The sequence below is a fragment of the Isoptericola croceus genome, from assembly GCF_029382255.1.
GTDB classification, from domain to species: Bacteria; Actinomycetota; Actinomycetes; order Actinomycetales; family Cellulomonadaceae; genus Isoptericola; species Isoptericola croceus.
In genome coordinates this window covers 1-271 of the sequence record NZ_JARLLG010000270.1, presented here as the reverse complement: position 1 = coordinate 271, position 271 = coordinate 1, and the positions used below count along the sequence as shown (strand labels likewise).

The window sequence follows — 271 nt, the reverse complement described above, 5'->3', positions numbered from 1 at the left end:
GATCTACCCGAACACCGAACCGTAAAAGGGCGGGACGCGCGGCGCTTCCGCACCGCACGCCCGCCGAACTCACGAGTCTCTGGATTCCGCCTACTTGGCGTTCATGAGGCCGTCCCAGAGGTAGCTGTAGTACCCGAAGGCCCCGGTGTTTCCCTTGTGGTTGGCGTCGGACGCGTCGATTCCGGCGGCCCAGGACGCAACCACGTCGTTGGCGTCGAAGCTGGATCCGTCGTGGAACTTCACGCCCGCGCGCAGTTTGCAGGTCCAGACC

The 271-nt window shown here is 64.9% G+C and carries 1 protein-coding gene; it reads right to left on the bottom strand.

The features are described from left to right. Positions 1 to 90: 90 nt before the first annotated feature. On the bottom strand, positions 91 to 271 hold a 181-nt coding region (locus tag PZC42_RS21365), incomplete at its 5' end, for an ABC transporter substrate-binding protein (protein WP_277214157.1).